The organism is Gilliamella apicola (genome assembly GCF_003202915.1).
Taxonomy (GTDB): Bacteria; Pseudomonadota; Gammaproteobacteria; order Enterobacterales; family Orbaceae; genus Gilliamella; species Gilliamella apicola_Q.
Window position 1 is genome coordinate 50360 of sequence record NZ_QGLP01000005.1, and the last position, 17659, is coordinate 68018.

Consider the following 17659-nt stretch of genomic DNA (forward strand, 5'->3'; position numbering starts at 1 on the left):
TTTTTAGTTATTTCGAGGATATTTTCGTTTTTCACGATTTTGAGTTTGTTGTAACAATCTTTCGTCATATTTTCGAATGAATAAGTTAGTGAGTAACATATTCACTACCGATATTTGTGATATTTTAGATCGTATAGGAATTAATCTCGATGCATGTTCCATTGAGGTGGTATGTAAGACAATAGAGGCTAATGAGGAGACTTGACTTTGTCCCATTTTAGTAATCGCAATTGAGGGGACAAATGATTGCTCAGCGAGTTTAAGTAATTCAACACAATCAGGTGTTTCACCCGAATGGGAAATAATAATAACAAGATCATTATTGTCTAATGTACTGATTAAATTCCGCGACATATGCGAATCAAAATGGCAATTTACATCTTTCTTAATTTTAATTAGTTGATATTCAAGTTCTTTACCAACTAAGCCGCTACTACCCACTCCAAATATCACAATTTTATTGCTTTGGATGATTAATTCAATGGCACTATTTAATGCGTTCACATTAACAATAGAGTGAGTTTCGTCTATTGAGGATTTTTCCATAGCTTGAACTTTACTGTTAACATCTTCAAGAGAATCATTGAGATTAATATCATCTTGAAGAATTTCAGTACTTAGTTTTTGAGGAATTGATCCAATAAGATCGACTTTAAAATCACTAAAACCTTTATAACCCAACTTATTACAGAGTCGTAAGATAGTGCTTGTGCTAACATGATTGAGCTTGGCTAAGGTTTGTATGCTCATATTTTTTAGCGCTTGAGTATTGGCAATAATATACTCTGATACTTTTAACTCTTTAGTTGATAAATCTTTTTTCACTTCTCTGAGTTTTAATTCAATCATTGCACACCTCAAAAAACACTTTTAGTGAAGTAAGTATATAAAATTTGACTAGAAAATTAAAAAAAAAATATAAATTATGTAATTAATAAAATTATCATAATTAAAATCAGGGGTGATTATCATTTATAAAAGAAAGGAAGTAATAAAAAGAAAAGGTAAAATATAGCTAGATTTATTCATATAAAACCCGCTTAAGCGGGTTTTATCGGTTAACCAAGAAAATTATTTATCGAATTCACTGATAATTTCTTTAGCTGTTTTACCGTTAAGTTTGCTTTTGATTTCATCAAAGATTTTGTTTTCATCGCCAGCATTCGCTTGGTTAGTTGCTGCAATAGCAGTTACTTTGACCATTGCACGTGCGAAAGCAATTTTATCCGCGTCGCTTAATTTTTCACCGGCTTTTTGTGCAGAAGTTGCATAAGCTTCTTTTGTTGATAAGTCCAGTTTAGGAGCATCGTCACCACAACCCACTAGAACAAAACTTAATAATGATACCGCTAATAATTTCTTGAACATTTCCTTTCCTTAATAATATATGGTTAATAGGTAGCGCTATTTTTATACTAAATACAAATGATTATCAAGTAATAAATCCATTTCTCAACAAAAATAAAAACTATAGAAAAAGCTAAATATAATCAAAATAATTCTATTTGGAATTATTTTATTTTAGGAAATTAACAAGCAATGTTTTTTCGAATAAATCGATTTTTAAAACTTAAAAACAAATTTTCAATTTTTATATAATACTGCTTTAAATATACTCTTTGGCGTGTTTAATTACTGTTCTATGTTTAGCACAAGTGAAATAATCTACCCGACTGCTGTAATTATAAGCTATTAAACCTTGACGATAAGGTGTGCCAATGCTAATATTTGCCACCTATTCAGATAGACCTCTACGGCGCGTTGGCAGAGTGGCCATGCTGCGGATTGCAAATCCGTCTACCTCGGTTCGACTCCGGGACGCGCCTCCATTATATTATCAGATTCACCACTGTCTTATAGTCTTATCAATTCGATTTTTTTAACATTTAGAGTATTAAGTTTTCTTAATTTTTTTATCTATTTACATAAGGTTAGTCGGTTTGTCATACGTTAATATTTTTTAAAGCGCTATTAACTCATTAAGTATAGGATGAATACTTTTGAAGCTTTTGAACATTTCTTACTAGTTAATTTTATAAATTTATCTACAGCAGCTTCCGTTTCACTAAATTATCTGTGAAAAATCAAGTATTTGGCATCACAACTAGATAATATCCTCTTACAAAGAGAATCGAAATAATGGTGTCTTCATAACTTTAATTTATCGAAAGGTTTAATTTTTTTCGAATTGATATTTCAAGCCTATTACGTTTAGTTACTTTTTTTGATGATTATTTTTTAGATAAAGCAAATTTAATGGTGATTAAAGGCATTTAATAAAGCTTTAATTCCCCAAGAGCATTATCTTACTGTTTTGCTTATACTTTTCCACATGATTAACATGATTTTATATATATAATGTAATTATAAAAGATAAGTTACCAAGAGTAAGTAGGGTGATTGAGATAAATAATGAACGGCTTATCTCAAAGTTGATTTTCACTGATACCCATCAGGATAATTGGGCAATACGCATAATCAATTTTCAAAATTAGTTTACATGATCGCTTTGATTATCATACCAACGATCAGAAATGACTAATGTTATTCATATATTCAACATCAGGAAATGTATTTATTTTTTACTAAATCTTTTTGATTAATTATTGTGCCATTGATTTCGATTTTTTGCTTTATTAATTAAAATTATCGTCTGGATTTCAATCAAAATTATAGTTCACCATTTGCTTTAGGAATTGATTGAATTATAACTTCTTATAACGTTGCTTAATAGTTAGGATTATGTAAACATGGGTTATTTTAATTATCATGCTAAAGCCAAAAATTTGATAAAAGAGGGGTTGCTTGTTCGATATGAGTTTGTTGATAACTGGAACGGTATCAAGCCTGCGTTAGTTTTATATTTTGAGAATGTTAATCCAATGCCTATAAGGGAATATCGCTGGCAAGAATATTTGCCGCTTATTGGATTAGATGATGAAATGGATTAATATCTAATATATAAAGCTATTTATCGAGTTGTAATGCAATATAAAGCAGTACACGATCATCGAATTTTGATAAATCTAATCCCGTTACTTTGGCAATATTGTTTAATCGATACTCAAGTGTATTGCGATGTATGAACAGGGCTTTTGCAGTATTATTGTTATGTAGATTATGAATAAACCAAGTTTCGAGAGTATTTTGCAGTAAGCCATTTGTATCAGATGCTTTTAATTTATTTAATGGTGAAAGTAACTCTTCCGCTTGCCAATCTTGGTTTAAACCATCCAATAAAACCGGTAAAATTAGGTCCTGATAATAATAATTACGGCAATGTGGAAATCTTTTTTTACCGATTTCCAATGCTGTTTTGGCGGTTTGATAAGATCTTGCTATGGCGTCGTTACCTTGATGAAAGTAATTTCCTAAAGATATTTTTATAACAAATTTACTAAGTAGTTTTGTTTGACCAACTAGTTTTTCAAGTTTTGTCTTATGCTCTGCTAAATCCCATCGATTAAACTTATTTAAGGCTGGAAGTAATATCACAATTTCGGTTAGTGATTTTATGGCTACTAATTTGGTTATCGTTTCAAGTTCATTTTGAATTTGTTGCAATTCACTCATTGCGGTTTGAATTCCTAACTGGCCACTCTCGATTTCAATAATTACAGTTACATATGGTAAAGATAAGTCAATATTTAATTTTCGACTCCACTCAGTTATGTTTGCCATTGTATTGTCCGATTGAATTATCGATAATATAAATTCTTCTTTTAAACGATTATCTTGAGAGAGCTGATTGAGTAATAATGCTTGTTCCATCATCATCTCGGCTGTCATACTTACTAATTCTGCAAATTGAATGATTTTGTTGGGTTCCCCCGTCACACCAATAACACCAACAATTTCATCTTTAAGTTTTAGCGGAAAATTAACACCTGGTTTAACACCTTTGAGTTTTTTAGCCGTTGGATTGTCAATGGTAACAACTCTGCCTTGCGATATAGCTAATACAGCACCTTCATGTAATTCGCCAATTCGTTCTAAATCACCGCTACCGATAATTTCTCCATGGTTATTCATTATATTCACATTACAATTGATGATTTGCATGGTTTTATCAACAATATATTGAGCAAGTGTTGGAGAAATGCTTTGAACTTTCATAGTGATAAACTTTTTTATTTTTAATGACTTATATTTTATAGCTTATTGATTTTTATTGCTAGGATCTTTATCGAAGTCGTCTGAGCATTTCAATTATAGCTAATTTTGAATAGATTATTTTAATGGCAAAAATTATTGGTGTTTATAATAATTGGGGAAATAAAAAATAGCCTCTTTATTTCCCCATTCTCTTACTTGTTAGTTGTCTGAAAATGTTAAAGTTGAGTGATATTAATTAGACGTCCAATATTCTCACTGGTGCGTTCAATATTTTTAAAGCCATCTGCTAATAAATCTTCAATCTTAGCTAATGAAGGAATAATACCAAAAATGGTGTTAATACCTTCAGGATAAAGTTCCTCGATGTTTTCACCAATCATTCCTGCTAATGCAATAACCGGAACATTATGCTTTTTAGCTGTTTGTGCAACACCATAAGGCGTTTTCCCAAATTTAGTTTGAAAGTCAATTCCACCTTCACCGGTAAAACAGAAATCAGCACCAATTAATTGATTTTCTAAATTACTATACTTGATAACTATATCAATGCCTTTTTCCATTTTACTATTGGTAAAAGCCATTAATCCGGCACCCAATCCACCAGCAGCACCTGCACCAGGAATCATTGCGACATCTTTATTTAGCTGAGTCTTTATGATTGAGGCATAATGTTGTAAGTTGGCGTCTAGTTGTTCAACCATCTCAGGAGTTGCTCCTTTTTGTGGACCAAATACTCTTGAAGCACCTTTTTCGCCACATAGTGGATTGGTTACATCACTAGCAACAATAAATTCTACTTTATCCAATTGAGGGTTGATTTCCGATGTATCAATTTTAGCTAAATCTCCTAAAACACCACCGCCTTTAGGAAGTAATTGATTATTTTTATCGTAAAGTTTTACCCCTAAAGCTTGTGCCATGCCAGCTCCGCCATCATTAGTGGCACTACCACCAATGCCTAAGATGATTTTTTTAATACCACGTTTTAAGCAGTCGAGAATTAGCTCCCCAGTACCAAAGGTTGTTGTAATTAGTGGATTACGTTGTTCTTTAGGAACAAGGTGAATACCACTTGCAGATGCCATTTCAATAACCGCAGTTGTGTTATCACCCAAAATTCCATAATAGGCTGTTACCTTATTGCCAAGCGGACCTGTAACTTCACAAGCATATAATTTACCGTTAGTGGCATCAACCAATGATTGTGTTGTACCTTCACCACCGTCAGCCATCGGGACATGAATATATTTTGCATCGGGAAAAACTTTTTTTAATCCTGATTCCATTGCCTGACAGACTTCTTTAGCTGTTAAGCTTTCTTTGAACGAATCAGGTGCAAGTACAAATGTTTTCTGTTTCATAAAAATTACTCTTAATATTACATAATAAATTGATAGAAAATTGTGGCAACGAGTGTCATTGTTCCACCAACCATAGCTTCATATGGAATAAGTTTCATACGTTGCTTAATTGTCATATTCATACTGCCACCAGTGACATGAAAGTAATTTCCTTGTGGTAATGAATCAATAACAGTTGCACCGGTATGCATCATAACAGCTGCACTAATAGCAGGTATACCCATGTCCATAATGGTTGAACCAAAAGTTCCGGTTGCTAAAATAACACCAGTAGAGGTTGAAGCTGTGGCTGCTGCCATTAAGACACCGGAAATTGGTGATAAGTAATAGCCAGAGATACCCATGGAACCAATAATATTGATAACTTGAGTTGCCAAGTTTGATGCACCAATTAAACCAGCAATAGCACCCGCACCGACCAAGATGAGTACAGTTGGTGTCATTTTTTCAATTCCCGATTTGGTATACATAGCAATGTTACGATGTTGTCCCATGGCTAGCATTCCGATGATCCCCGCAACAGGAAGTACATATAAAGCATCAAGTTTTAAATTAGCTAATGCTTCAATATGAAAAATATTGCCTATAGGATTGATCATTAATAGTAAAATTGCCGTTACAGGCGCAACAACAGCTTTGCCTAAAGAAGGGTTGTTATTTTTTTGTTCAGTATCGTTTTTTTGTAAAGCAATCACTTCTTGAGCCGTTACTTTATCACCTTTGTTTTTGATTAATGAAGCAATTACAACCGTAGCAATTAAACCAAACAACGCAGGAATAAAACCGGCTATCATCACGTCACTCAAACTTAAATTGAAACCATTGGCAACCGCGATAGTATTAGGGTTAGGGGAGATAATATTTCCCGCTTTACCACCACCAGAAAGTGCTAATAATAAGGCTAATCGAGAAATACCCATTTTATTACCTACAGAAAGCGCAATTGGGGCAACAATTAATACCGCAACTGGAATAAATACCCCTGATGCAGTGATAATACCTGTAGCTAATGCTAAAGCGAGTAAAGCTTTCTTTTCACCTAATTTTTTTACCACAGCTTGTGCGATGGTTTCCGCAGCACCAGATTCCATCATTACACCAGCTAGAATACCTGCCGCTAATACTCTTATTACGGTACCCATAATACTTTGTGTGCCGTTAGTTAAAATGGTAACAGTTTGTACTAGATTCGCACCACCAATAAAAGCACCAATTATCGCGCCAAAAAATAACGAATAGACAGGATTTATCCCGCGTAGAATTAAAAAAATAGCAAGGAAAAGTCCTATAATCGCTCCATACCAACTAATGAGTTCAGTCATTTAAATATTCCTCATGTTTTTTATGACTATTAAAAAAAGTTGCACTAATTTTATTATTGAATTTGTTGGTTATGCTATGTGGTTTTGCACAAATATAAGTAATAAAAACTAAAAAATATTGGGCGTTATAATAATTCTATGTGATCTTAGTCACAAATTTATAGTGTTTCATCTATATTTTATTGTTTATGTTTTTGTTCGATTTAAAAAAATTTCGCTATTTTATTTAAAATTATGACATAACTTTATACTTTATATTCAACCAATTATTGTTTCTTGTTTGTCATTGAGATTTTATTATTCTTCATAGCAACTACAATTAATTTGCCAATCTTATAGCTAAAGCGTAAAATGCCCATCCTATTTTGCTTAACCTATTACTTTATCGGTAATACTGACTTGAAATCAGAGGCATTTTTTAATGACAATGTTATATCCAAAACCAGAATTACTTTCACCTGCTGGTTCGCTTAAAAATATGCGTTACGCATTCGCTTATGGTGCCGATGCGGTTTATGCCGGTCAGCCACGTTATAGTTTACGGGTGCGTAATAATGAATTTAACCATGAAAATCTTGCTATCGGCATCAGCGAGGCTCATGCTCAAGGTAAAAAGTTTTACGTAGTTGTGAACATTGCACCGCATAATTCGAAATTAAAAACCTTTATTCGTGATTTAGAGCCAATCGTAAATATGAAGCCAGATGCTTTTATCATGTCTGATCCAGGTTTAATTATGTTGGTTCGTGAGCATTTTCCTGAGATGGAAATTCACTTATCTGTGCAATCCAACGCGGTTAACTGGGCAACGGTACAATTTTGGCATAAGATGGGATTAACGCGTGTTGTGTTGTCACGAGAATTATCCATCGATGAAATTAAAGAAATTCGAGAAAAAGTACCTGAAATGGAACTTGAAGTCTTTATTCATGGTGCGCTTTGTATGGCCTATTCGGGACGTTGCTTATTATCGGGTTATATTAACAAACGTGATTCGAATCAAGGTACTTGTACAAATGCTTGTCGTTGGGAGTATAAAGTGTCCGAAGGTAAAGAAGATGAAGTAGGGCAGATTGTGCATAAATGTGAGCCAATTCCTGTACAACAAGTTGAACCTACTTTGGGCATTGGCACAACAACTGATCAAGTTTTTATGTTAGAAGAATCGGGGCGTCCCGGTGAATATATGCAAGCTTTTGAAGATGAACATGGTACTTATATCATGAATTCAAAAGATTTAAGAGCGGTTGAATTAGTCGAAGATTTGACCAAGATAGGTGTACATTCACTTAAAATTGAAGGGCGAACCAAATCGTTTTATTATTGTGCTAGAACCGCTCAAGTTTATCGTCAAGCTATCGATGCTGCCAGTGAAGGTAAACCATTTGATCCTCGATTATTGGTTGAACTTGATTCATTAGCTCATAGAGGTTACACCGAAGGCTTTTTACGTCGTCATAAACATGAAGATATGCAAAATTATGTGCATAGTCACTCAGTTTCTGATAGACAGCAATTTGTTGGTGAGTTTAGTGGTCAACGTTTAAATGGATTAGCTGAAGTTATTGTAAAAAATAAATTTTCAGTAGGGGATAGTGTTGAAATGATGACTCCTAAAGGTAATATGACCTTTATTATTAAACGAATGGAAAATAAAAAAGGACAACCAGTTCCTGCTGGCCTTGGTGATGGTCACATTGTTTATATTCCTGTTGCCGAAGATATTGATTTGAATTATGCGCTTTTAATGCGTAATTTTGATTAATCCTTTTTACTATAACTAACTGTTCAGATTTTTGAACAGTTAGTTGTTATCTCTACTGACGAATTAAATCTTCGCCATAACCAATCCATTTATAAGTCGTTAATGCTTCCAAACCCATCGGTCCTCTGGCATGTAATTTTTGTGTACTAACTGCAACTTCAGCGCCTAAACCAAATTGCGCACCATCAGTAAATCTCGTTGATGCGTTGACATAAACCGCAGCTGCATCCACTAAGTTAACAAACTGCTCAGCATTTAATAAACTGCGAGTCAGAATGGCTTCTGAATGACCACTGCCATATTCACGTATATGTTCAACAGCTAATTCAAGTGAGTCTACAATTACAATATTCAGATCTTTGGAAAGCCACTCTTGTCTAAGTTCGCCATCCTTAACAGGAAATACATTAGCAACCCCTGAATTTAAGATTTTATAAGCATCGGCATCAGCATGTAATATGACTTGGTTATCAGCCATGATTTGGCTAAGTTTTGGTAAGAAGGTGTTAGCAATTTCGGTATGAACAAGCAACGTTTCCACGGTATTACAGGTACTTGGTCGCTGAGTTTTAGCATTAAGTATTATTGGAAAAGCTTTATCAAAATCAACACTTTCGTCGACAAAAATATGGCAAACCCCAATACCACCTGTAATCACAGGTATGGTTGAATGTTCAAGGCAAAGTTTGTGTAAAGCAGCACCACCACGAGGAATAATCATATCAACATATTTATCCAGTTTAAGTAGTTCAGTGATGTATTTCCTATCGGGATTATCGATAGATTGAATAGTTGTTTCAGGTAGACCAACTTGCTTTAATGCCTCTTGGATAATAGCTATGATAGCGGCATTAGTATTAACCGTCTCTTTTCCACCACGCAGTATGGCTGCATTGCCGGTTTTTAAACAGAGAGCGGCAATATCAATTGTCACATTAGGACGGGCTTCATATATGACGCCAATCACTCCTAAAGGGACTCTGTGACGTTGTAACTTTAATCCGCTTGCTAAAGTCGAACCATCAATAACTTGGCCAATCGGATCAGTCAAAGAAAGAATATTTCGGACATCATTGGCAATAGATGATATTCGTTCTGAATTTAATAGCAGACGGTCAAGTATCGCATCACTTAATCCTAGCTCCTTTGCTATAGTCATATCTTTCTGATTAGCTTTAAGAATTTTGTCAGCGTTGAGTTCTAATAACTCAGCAATATTAATCAAAGCTTGATTTTTAGTTTTCGTCGAGCATTGTGCTAATCGATATGAAGCAAGTTTGGCTGCTTTTCCCATTTCGTTTATCATTACTTAACCTTTATTGATTTTGTTTACAAAGTTTTTTAATAGTTTGCATTTTTTCTAAATATAATTGTTTTTCTGAATCCAACATCATATTAAGGTCAATAACATAATCCTCAATAATATTGTTTATCTTGTATTTTATTATTATAGTATTAGGATTTTTTTCTGAGATATTAATAATATTTTTAAACAGAATACAGGTCATTTTATTGTTATCTTTTCTTCTTAGAAATACATAAACAATAAAAAACAGTGTAAAAAGGATAAGATCCGTGACAGTAAACTGGCTATTTCTAATACTGATAAATGTTTTACCCAAAATGATATATTTTTCTGCCCACTGCAATAACAAAAAAACAATCATCAACAATAAAACTAATCCGAAGTGATAAGGGATTGCGATTATGTGTGAGAAAATAAAGAAAGCAATAAAGCAAACAAGTAGAATTATTATAAAAGTTTTGATGTATTTACGCCGATAAAAGACTAAATCTTGATCATCTTTTTGCCATTTTTCGTGATAACTATTAATTTCAATACTCAATTTTATAACCTTTTAATATTTATATTAGCTTCTTTTTTCTTTATCTTTGAACATGGTATGTAAGGTGTTTAAAAGCTCAGTTTTAGTTTTAGACGTTAACTGATTGGTATATATTTTTAATGTTAACTCTGCATTTTTGATTTTACTAAAATAATTGATATGCACACATTTAGGCTCATATCTTACCGAGGTTATATTTTTTAAAAGAACCGTTTGCTTCATTCTTCCTATTGTTGGTTTTAATGTAATAAAATCATGACCGATTTTCACATAAACCATCTTGTATTGAAGTAATATTAAAATTGAAAGAAATATAATCAAACCAAGAACTATTATGATAAATTCGAGGCTTATTGTTAAAGGCAATAGTAGAACTGGAAATATTAGGGCTATTGGTAAAATATAACCTCGAGCGTGAAATTCTTTAACACTTTGATTTTTAGAGTCCATCTTTAATTTTTACCTAGATTTATTGTTTAATAATCATATCATTGCGATATACATTAGCAGATGCATATTCATAACCAATAACTTACTAATTTGTTGTGAATGATGATCTACAATTTGTACCCAAAAAGCATCACTTTCCTAATGTGGAGACATCAATTAATAAAAAAAGTTGAGAACAAAGATGTTTTAATCTTTGCTCTAAATCATAACTTTTATTAGTTTATTGCTCCTTATCTTTTAATACAGTATGTAAAGTAGTTAAAAGTTTTTCTTTTTCCTTGTTTTCCATAACTGTTAAAGGTATTTTTACAGTATTTTCGTTATGACTAATTTCATTTTTGTAATTAATAATTACTTTATTTTTTTGATAACTAATTGATGAGATTTCTTCAAAAAGCATACGCGCCGCACTTCCTAGAGGTGCCGTAGGTATAAAAATAATATAATCATCTCCAATTTCGATATAAATCATATTAAATTGCCAAATAGCACGAATAAATACGAGGATTATCGGCACTCCTACACATACATTTGTTTCTACAGGAAACATTAACATAATGAAAAATGCTATAATACATATTATTATCAAAAGTATGACGTGACGTCGAGCTTTAAATTGTTTTATATTTTGATTTTGAGATTCCATTTTTTATCCTTAAAAAAATAATATTCATATTATTTTATGAATTGCGTCTCTCTTCTAATGTTTTTTCATTAGCAAGATCAGTTATTTTTCTAGCGCCAAAAATCCCAATAAATCCCAAAGGGACAAATATTATGCTGCTAATAATAATTAAAATACTTGCTATTTTTTATTATTTCCTACAAATAATATTCCTATCGTACTTATTAATGCTGATATACATGCAATAGATAACAAACTTCCATAAATTTCATCGTCGAGTGAGATCATATAAACGATTAATACACCAAACCAGTTAGCTATTACACTACCTATAGCCAGCCCCATTTTTTATTTTCTTATTATTAGTTATTTAATAATCATATCATTTCGATGTACAGCAACAGGGCCGTATTCATAGCCGATGATTTGGCTAATTTGTCGTGAGTGATGGCCTGCAATTTGTTTTAATGCATCACTATTATAACGACTTACACCTCGTGCGATTCGTCTTCCAGACTTATCACAAATATCAATTACTTCTCCTCGTGAGAAATCTTTTTCAACCGCGATAATTCCTTTTGGCAAGAGCGAACTACCATTATTTAAAATAGCATTAATAGCGCCATCATCAAGAATAATTTTTCCTGCATTTGGAGCACCATATAACCAATGTTTGCGGTGCTCTAAAGGTGTTTTTTGCGGTAAAAAACGGGTACCCACAGATTGATTATTGACGGCATCAATAATCACATTTTCTTTGCTTCCGGCAGCAATTATTACTTCTATACCCGCGCTACCAGCTACTTCAGCTGCTTGGATTTTGGTACTCATACCACCTGTTCCCAGACCTGATACACTATCACCAGCAATGCTACGTAAACTATCATCAATCTGAGAAACTTCTTCTATCAATTTTGCGTCGTGATCGGTTCGCGGATCGGCTGTATATAGTCCTTCTATATCGGTTAGTAGTAAGAGTTTATCGGCTTCAGCTAAAATTGCGGCCAGTGCTGATAGGTTGTCATTATCACCAACTTTAATTTCCGCAGTGGCAACCGCATCATTTTCATTGATAACTGGAATAATATTATTATCTAACATCGCTTTTAGGGCATCTTGTGCATTTAAAAAACGTTCACGATCTTCTAAATCTGCCCGTGTTAATAACATCTGACCGATATAAATTTTATATATAGAGAATAATTGTTCCCAAAGTTGGATAAGTTTGCTTTGACCAACAGAGGCAAGTAACTGTTTTGATGCAACGGTATTAGGAAGGTTAGGGAAGTTTAGATATTCTCGGCCGGCAGCGATAGCACCTGAAGTAACGATAATAATTTTGTGACCATTTTGATGTAAATAAGCGCATTGTCGAATCAGCTCTACTATTCGAGCACGATCTAACTGTTTAGTACCACCGGTTAAAACGCTAGTACCTAGCTTAACAACGACCGTTAGTTGTTTTTTATTCTTCATAGCAATACTCTTATTTAAATCATTTATTACAAAATAGATTCCATCCATTTAACTGATTGTGTTAAAGCGTTTTGTAAACTTTTTTGTAACGGTGTTTTAGCAATAGTCACAATTTTACTTTGTTTTGAAGATTGAATTAATTTCGCCTCAGTTATATTACTCAATTTATCATCTTCAAAGATAATATTCATAATAGGCACAGGGCAGGAACGAGTTAATAATCCCTGATTTTTAAGCGAAAAATAGTTCAATTCTGCCGCTAATTGCTGATTTGATACAGATGTTAAACCCAATCGACAAGCCAACATGTCTTTATAACAGTTAGGTAAATTTTGTTGTAAAGTTTTATCCACAAAAATTTGATGTACAAAGGGGGTGAAGTTGAAAAGTCCCTTTATTTTATTGGGCATTAAATAGGCAAGGCGAGTTGCAATATGCGAACCAAAACGGAATCCCGCAACTATCACACGATTACTATCTACCCATGGTACTGTTGCTAATTGTTCGATAATAGCTTGATGAATTTGGCTACTATTTTGGGTTAATACAAAATTTCGACTAAATCCGACCGTTGGTAAATCTACCGTTAACATAGCAAAACCTTGTGGAGCAAGATATTCACTAAAGTAACGATAATAATCGATTTGTAGATTCCCTAATGCATTACATACTAAGACGACAGGGCATACACCATCACAATTTTGTGGTAAATGTAAAATCGTTTTAATACTACGATTTTCAACTTTAAATTCAATCTGTTTTGTCGTGTAAGGCGAATACTCAAGTGCTTTCATATAAGCTTGATATGCACAAGTTTGTGCATACATCGCGAGTTCATCATTTTTAAAATGAGGATAACTTGCGATACTTGCATATTCGCTTGCAATTAAATAATCTTGATGTAAATTATTTTTAGCTTCTTCAGATAAGTTTGTTTGGTCTATCGCATCAGCTTTGGCTTGCCATTTTGCTGCTTGATTTAAAAACTCATAAATCCAATTGCCAGGTTGATAACCAATAACTGTATCTAGCCATTTATCATCGGTATGTCGTTTGGTCGATATAGCGATTTGTGATAAAACCGCTTCGGTTTCTAATTTAGGCAAACCTCGCCAATACCATAAAATAGGGTTAATGATTCGGTACCACTTTGAATCAATTTCACCATCAAATGGGCTTGTACAGCTACCATTGCTACTATCTAATCGTTTGATCAGCGATGACGTTTCAGGGTAGTCATATTGTGGTTTGAATATCTTTTCTGACAGGTTTTCAGTCATAACCATGGCAACCTTGTAAAAATGTTAAATTGTTAATGATCGCTTATTGGTTTAACAAACATTACACCAGTGTCCCATGGTTGTTCAATCCAAGTATCTTGAGCAATATCGATAACATAGTCATCAACTAATGGTTTGCCAGCAGGTTTTGCGAAAATAGTCACAAAATGGGCCTTCGGATACATTTCACGAATAGTGTGAGCAGTGCTTCCGGTATCAACTAAATCGTCAACCACAATGAAACCCTCGCCATCACCATTAGCTTGTTTTAAGATTAACTTTTCACGTTGATGATCGTGGTCATAACTTGAAATACAGACGGTATCAACGTAACGGATACTCAGTTCACGAGCTAGAATTGCAGCAGGAACTAAGCCACCTCGGCTAACGGCGATAATACCTTTCCATTGGTTGGCGGGTAATAATCTTTCAGCAAGTTGACGCCCATAAGATTGAAGCATTTCCCAAGTAACGTTGAATTTTTTCTTTTCAGCAATGATCTCTGCTTTATGCTGTTTTTGGGCTTTGATTTGTTCTTCTGTTAAATTTTGTTCTATTGACATGTGTAACCTGCAATTTTAATCGAATAAACGAATTCAATAAATTAATATTAATGGACTTAAAATAGATGTAAAATTGCACCTTATTATAGAGTGATTAGATAAAAAAATCACTCATTAATTTTTTACCCACCTAATATTGAGGATAAAATATGCTATCGACCTTAAATCCAAAATTTGTTTGGCAGATTTTTAATGATATTTGTAAAATTCCCCATCCTTCTCATCATGAACAAATGATAACTAAGTATATTGTCGATTTTGCAGCATCTCATCACATTGATTGTCAACTTGATAAAACTGGAAATATTTTATTAAGCAAAACTGCAACTAAAAGTATGGAAAATTGCCCATCTATCGCCTTACAAGCTCACATGGATATGGTTCCTCAAAAAAATGAAGGTACGCAGCACGATTTTCTAAACGATCCTATTCAAGCCTATGTAGATGGTGAATGGGTTAAAGCCAAAGGAACAACATTAGGCGCTGATAATGGTGTTGGTCTTGCTTCTGCGCTGGCGGTATTAATTGATCCCTCTGTTGAACATGGTCCACTAGAGGTATTAATCACTACTTCTGAAGAAACTGGCATGCATGGTGCTTTTGGTCTTCAACCAAATTGGTTAAAAAGCCATTATCTCATCAATACTGACTCTGAAGATGAAGGTGAGATATTTACAGGTTGCGCGGGTGGTATAGATTTCTCAATTAATTTTGCAATTACTTATGCGGTAATGCCAGAAATTCACGATTGCTATATTGAACTTGGGTTAAAAGGTTTGAAAGGTGGTCATTCAGGTTGTGATATTCATCTGGGGCGTGGTAATGCCATAAAATTAATGGCGAGATTGCTAGCTGAGTATGGACAAGATATCTCATTTAGATTAGCTGATATTAGAGGTGGTTCATTACGTAATGCAATTCCAAGAGAAGCCTTTGCTGAATTAACTTTAAATAAACAAGATTTACCTAAATTAGCTGAGATAGTTAAACAATACCAATCAGTTTTACAAAATGAGTTTGGTCAAGTTGAACCAGATATCGAATTGACGGTAAAAGAAGTTACAACAAATAATGTTAAACGGGTTATCGCCATTGAACAACAAAATAAAATCATCAATATGTTAAATACTGCACCTAATGGTGTGATCAGTATGAGCAATCAGATTCACGGCGTGGTAGAGACATCTTTAAATCTAGGTATTGTCACTATTAGTGATAACCAATTAAGCGTGAATTTTTTAATTCGTTCACAAGTTGATAGTGCCAAAGATGCTGTAGTTTCAACCTTAATATCGTTAAGTCAATTAGTAAACGCTAATTATGAGATCAGCGGTGGTTATTCAGGTTGGGAACCGAATTTAAATTCTAGCCTATTACAATTGGCAAAGGATAAGTATCAAGAGATTTTCTCAAAACAAGCTAAAATTATGGTCATTCATGCTGGTTTAGAATGTGGATTATTCAAACAGTCTTATCCACATATGGATATGATTTCAATTGGGCCAACTATTGTGTCACCACATTCACCTGATGAGAAGGTCAATATTCAAAGTGTTTACCGTTATTGGGAATTATTAATTGCTATCTTAAAATCGGCCTGTTATTTGAAATAATCACTGTTATTCCTCCTATTAATAAGTTGGTAGGAGGAATTATCCTACCTTTACATCGCCTTTTTCAATGATTGAAACCTTGTTATATGAAAATAAATTCACAAAAAGTGAATAAAAATTCATTTTTTACTTGCTTTGTTTTTTTAGAAAGCCTACTATAATGCCAAAAAAAATCAATAGTAATGAATAAGGAAAGATATGTTGAAAGCAATCATTGTTGGAGCAAGTGGATATGCAGGTGCAAAACTAGCATATTATTTAACAAAGCATCCTAATATTGAGTTGGTGGCTTTAACCGTTTCAGAAAATAGTCTTGATGGTGGCAAGCTGATTTCGGATTATGATTTATATCCGCAATTAAAAGGTGTGGTGGATTTACCATTAATTGCTACCGCTGATTATTCATCTCTCATTAACGATATTGATATTGTTTTTTTAGCTACCGAACACTCAGTTAGTCATGATATAGCGCCATATTTCTTAGAAAAAGGCTGTACAGTCTTTGATCTATCCGGTGCATTTCGGGTTAATTCTTCATCTTTTTATACTCAATTTTACGGTTTTGAACATCAGCATAAACAATGGTTGGATAAAGCTGTTTATGGATTAGCTGAATGGAATTTTGAGGCAATAAAACAGGCGCAATTAATAGCAGTTCCGGGGTGTTATCCAACCGCATCACAATTGCCATTAAAACCATTAATCGAAGAAGACTTACTAGACAAAAGGCAGTGGCCTGTTATAAATTCCGTTAGTGGTGTGAGTGGTGCAGGTCGTAAACCCTCAATTAATAATATATTTTGTGAAGTCAGTTTACATGCTTATGGACTATTTACTCATCGCCATCAACCTGAAATTGCAACACATTTAGGGCAAGAAATTATTTTTACGCCTCACCTAGGCTGTTTTAAGCAGGGTATTCATGCCACCATTACCTGCTTGGTGAAAGCAGGTGTAACATCAGATGATATTCTTAACGCGTTAAACAAATATTATCAAGATAAGCCGTTAATAAGAGTTTATCAAAAAGATTGGCCTGCATTAAAATCAGTAATTGGTCTGCCTTATTGTGATATTGGCTTTGTGCTTAAAGGGCAACATCTAATTCTAATTTCAGTAGAAGATAATTTATTAAAAGGTGCCGCAGCACAAGCTGTGCAGTGTATGAATATTCGATTTGGCTTTGATGAAACAACAGCCTTGTTATAAATTGATAATATTATACAAGATGACTCATATTA

The 17659-nt window shown here is 33.6% G+C and carries 17 protein-coding genes and 1 tRNA gene; 5 read left to right on the top strand and 13 right to left on the bottom strand.

The window, feature by feature from the left end; all coding sequences use genetic code 11:
• Window positions 1–3 precede the first annotated feature (3 nt).
• From DKK79_RS06340 to DKK79_RS14690, 3 genes are all read right to left on the bottom strand, one after another.
• Complete coding sequence (locus DKK79_RS06340) at window positions 4–849, bottom strand: MurR/RpiR family transcriptional regulator (RefSeq protein WP_110423367.1); 846 nt, start codon at window positions 847–849, stop codon at window positions 4–6.
• A gap of 222 nt (window positions 850–1071) precedes the next feature.
• Window positions 1072–1368 carry a DUF6694 family lipoprotein gene (locus DKK79_RS06345; RefSeq protein ID WP_110423368.1) on the bottom strand — a complete coding sequence of 99 codons (297 nt, stop codon included), beginning with the start codon at window positions 1366–1368 and terminating at the stop codon, window positions 1072–1074.
• A gap of 238 nt (window positions 1369–1606) precedes the next feature.
• On the bottom strand, window positions 1607–1735 hold the full coding sequence (locus DKK79_RS14690) for a hypothetical protein (RefSeq protein ID WP_258363438.1): 129 nt from the start codon (window positions 1733–1735) through the stop codon (window positions 1607–1609).
• A gap of 20 nt (window positions 1736–1755) precedes the next feature.
• Between DKK79_RS14690 and DKK79_RS06350 the strand changes: the two genes are divergently transcribed.
• Both DKK79_RS06350 and DKK79_RS06355 read left to right on the top strand, forming a co-directional pair.
• A tRNA-Cys gene (locus tag DKK79_RS06350) sits at window positions 1756–1829 on the top strand.
• A 921-nt stretch (window positions 1830–2750) separates the two neighbouring features.
• Window positions 2751–2951, top strand: coding sequence for a thermostable hemolysin delta-VPH (locus tag DKK79_RS06355; protein ID WP_110423369.1), 201 nt, complete (start codon window positions 2751–2753; stop codon window positions 2949–2951).
• 16 nt (window positions 2952–2967) lie between these two features.
• On the opposite strand, the gene DKK79_RS06360 is transcribed toward DKK79_RS06355, so the two are convergent.
• From DKK79_RS06360 to DKK79_RS06370, 3 genes are all read right to left on the bottom strand, one after another.
• Entirely contained in the window at window positions 2968–4116 is a 1149-nt protein-coding gene (locus tag DKK79_RS06360; RefSeq protein WP_110423370.1) for a sugar diacid recognition domain-containing protein, read from the bottom strand.
• Window positions 4117–4331: 215 nt separating this feature from the next.
• On the bottom strand, window positions 4332–5477 hold the full coding sequence (locus tag DKK79_RS06365; protein ID WP_110423371.1) for a glycerate kinase family protein: 1146 nt from the start codon (window positions 5475–5477) through the stop codon (window positions 4332–4334).
• 17 nt (window positions 5478–5494) lie between these two features.
• A complete protein-coding gene (locus DKK79_RS06370; RefSeq protein WP_110423372.1) occupies window positions 5495–6799 on the bottom strand; it encodes a GntP family permease in 1305 nt (434 codons plus the stop codon).
• A 427-nt stretch (window positions 6800–7226) separates the two neighbouring features.
• On the opposite strand from DKK79_RS06370, the gene trhP reads away from it, so the two are divergent.
• Complete coding sequence (gene trhP / locus DKK79_RS06375; protein WP_110424042.1) at window positions 7227–8564, top strand: prephenate-dependent tRNA uridine(34) hydroxylase TrhP; 1338 nt, start codon at window positions 7227–7229, stop codon at window positions 8562–8564.
• A 52-nt stretch (window positions 8565–8616) separates the two neighbouring features.
• Here trhP and proA read toward each other — a convergent pair whose 3' ends face one another.
• The 7 genes from proA to gpt form a co-directional block, all read right to left on the bottom strand.
• Window positions 8617–9870 carry a glutamate-5-semialdehyde dehydrogenase gene (gene proA, locus DKK79_RS06380; protein ID WP_110423373.1) on the bottom strand — a complete coding sequence of 418 codons (1254 nt, stop codon included), beginning with the start codon at window positions 9868–9870 and terminating at the stop codon, window positions 8617–8619.
• Window positions 9871–9880: 10 nt separating this feature from the next.
• Window positions 9881–10411, bottom strand: a complete 531-nt coding sequence (locus DKK79_RS06385) for a hypothetical protein (RefSeq protein WP_110423374.1) — start codon at window positions 10409–10411, stop codon at window positions 9881–9883.
• 24 nt (window positions 10412–10435) lie between these two features.
• Complete coding sequence (locus DKK79_RS06390; protein ID WP_110423375.1) at window positions 10436–10861, bottom strand: hypothetical protein; 426 nt, start codon at window positions 10859–10861, stop codon at window positions 10436–10438.
• A gap of 220 nt (window positions 10862–11081) precedes the next feature.
• The gene (locus tag DKK79_RS06395) at window positions 11082–11507 is read right to left on the bottom strand and encodes a hypothetical protein (protein WP_110423376.1); all 426 of its coding nucleotides are present in this window, start codon (window positions 11505–11507) and stop codon (window positions 11082–11084) included.
• A gap of 345 nt (window positions 11508–11852) precedes the next feature.
• Window positions 11853–12962 (bottom strand): glutamate 5-kinase, encoded by a 1110-nt coding sequence (gene proB / locus DKK79_RS06400; RefSeq protein ID WP_181415251.1) that lies wholly within the window; start codon window positions 12960–12962, stop codon window positions 11853–11855.
• 26 nt (window positions 12963–12988) lie between these two features.
• On the bottom strand, window positions 12989–14242 hold the full coding sequence (gene frsA / locus DKK79_RS06405; protein ID WP_181415252.1) for an esterase FrsA: 1254 nt from the start codon (window positions 14240–14242) through the stop codon (window positions 12989–12991).
• Window positions 14243–14274: 32 nt separating this feature from the next.
• Window positions 14275–14805 carry a xanthine phosphoribosyltransferase gene (gene gpt / locus DKK79_RS06410; RefSeq protein WP_110423379.1) on the bottom strand — a complete coding sequence of 177 codons (531 nt, stop codon included), beginning with the start codon at window positions 14803–14805 and terminating at the stop codon, window positions 14275–14277.
• Window positions 14806–14954: 149 nt separating this feature from the next.
• On the opposite strand from gpt, the gene DKK79_RS06415 reads away from it, so the two are divergent.
• A complete protein-coding gene (locus tag DKK79_RS06415; protein ID WP_110423380.1) occupies window positions 14955–16418 on the top strand; it encodes an aminoacyl-histidine dipeptidase in 1464 nt (487 codons plus the stop codon).
• A gap of 198 nt (window positions 16419–16616) precedes the next feature.
• The gene (argC, locus tag DKK79_RS06420) at window positions 16617–17627 is read left to right on the top strand and encodes an N-acetyl-gamma-glutamyl-phosphate reductase (protein ID WP_110423381.1); all 1011 of its coding nucleotides are present in this window, start codon (window positions 16617–16619) and stop codon (window positions 17625–17627) included.
• Window positions 17628–17659: the final 32 nt, after the last annotated feature.